The sequence below is a fragment of the Alteromonas sp. AO-Serp genome (assembly GCF_017849675.1).
Classification (GTDB): Bacteria; Pseudomonadota; Gammaproteobacteria; order Enterobacterales; family Alteromonadaceae; genus Alteromonas; species Alteromonas macleodii.
Genome location: NZ_JAFLMX010000213.1, coordinates 1 through 1,762, shown reverse-complemented (window position 1 = coordinate 1,762; position 1,762 = coordinate 1). Strand labels below are relative to the sequence as shown.

The following is a 1,762-nucleotide window of genomic DNA, read 5'->3' as shown; positions in this document are numbered from 1 at the left end:
GTTTAGCTTGCGTGTCTGAATCGTCAACTTGCTGCGACTCTTTCTTACGACGTTGACCAGCGGCACTAACGTGACGTGGAGAGCGGCGTGAACGGCCACGGCCTTCACGTTTTTGACCATGCTCTTCACTGTTAGCGTCGGTATTTGCATCAGTGCCGTTAACGGAATCACTAGTTACCGCTGATGAGTCATCTTCACCCTTAACTGCATCCGATACTGGCTTCGCTTCAGCAGGTTTATCCGCTGGCTTTTGCGCGGCTTTGGCGGCTGGCTTTTGCTCATCCTTCTTCTGTTCAGCAGTGTTTTCAACCGGTGACTCTGCTTTCGGCGCTTTAGGCTTGGCGTCAGCTTTAGCTTTGTGCTGCACTGGCGCTTCTTTGGCTACTGGTGTGGCCTGCGCTTCGCTTTGTTCAGCAGTATTCACCGCGTTGTCATCTTTCTTCACACGAACGCTGCGGCGTTTATCACGACGTTTTCTACGTTCAGCAACTTCACGCTTCTTCTGTGCTTGGTTTTCTTGCTGCTCGCCATCTTGCTTTTCGTGCTTAGGCTTTTGTTGCTCATCGCGTGGTTGCTGTGCCTTACGAGGCTTACGACCTTTGTTATTGCGCTTATCATCTTGATCTTGACGCTGGTCTTGTCTCTGGTCTCGTTGTTGTTCGCCGCGCGGTTTGCGATTATCCTGCTGCTCACCATCGCGGTTCTGGTCTTTACCTTGAGACTGATTGCCACGACGATTGTTCTTGTTGCGCGGCTTGCGGCGACGGTCGTCATTATTGCGGCTGCGGTTGTTTCTATTTTTATTACCAGACTGTGGCTTCTTGTCTTTATTAGTTTCTTCTTCGCTTTCGCTACCGAATAAATCACTAATCCACTTGCCAAATCGGGCAAATAGTGAAGGCACATCGTCGGCTTTCTTTGCTGCTTCTTCTTTTGGCGCAACTACAGGTGCAGCCGTTGGTGCAACAAGGCCTTTCAGTGCTGGCTCTTCGCGCTTAACCGGTGCAGAAGTCGTTGTTTCCGTCTCAGCTTCTACCGCAGGCATTAACTCTACGTCGTAACTCGCTTCAGATATAACGTCATCTGGACGTCTGCGTAATACCTGGTAGTGCGGTGTATCTAGGTTTGCATTAGGAATAAGCAGTAAATCAACACCGTGGCGCTTTTCGAGAAGCTGAATTGACTTACGCTTTTCGTTAAGTAAATAAGTCGCAACTGGAACAGGCAACTGTGCTTCAATTTGCCCTGTGTTTTCTTTAATGCTCTCTTCTTCCAAAATACGAAGAATAGACAGTGCCAAAGACTCAGTGCCTCGAATGGTACCGTGACCAGAACAGCGAGGACACACGTGATGCGCTGATTCGCCTAAAGAAGGGCGTAAACGCTGGCGAGACATTTCCAAAAGGCCAAAGCGAGAAATGCGACCCAATTGCACTCGTGCTCTGTCGCTTCTCACCGCGTCTTTCATGCGGTTTTCAACTTCACGTTGGTGACGTACTGGCGTCATATCAATGAAGTCGATTACAACCAATCCACCTAGGTCACGAAGACGCAGTTGACGGGCAATCTCGTCCGCCGCTTCTAGGTTTGTGTTAAGCGCTGTCTCTTCAATATCACCACCTTTTGTTGCACGGCCAGAGTTAATATATATAGATGTTAGTCGTTATGTTGGGATGATAACATTTGAGCCGCCTGAATGCAAACGCACTTCTCGTTGGAATCCAGACTCAATTTGTCTATCGATTTCGTAGTGATTAAATAA

The 1,762-nt window shown here is 48.7% G+C and carries 1 pseudogene; it reads right to left on the bottom strand.

What is annotated here, in order from left to right:
- Positions 1–1,762: pseudogene (locus QVA83_RS14420) on the bottom strand (ribonuclease E/G); the annotation flags it as partial.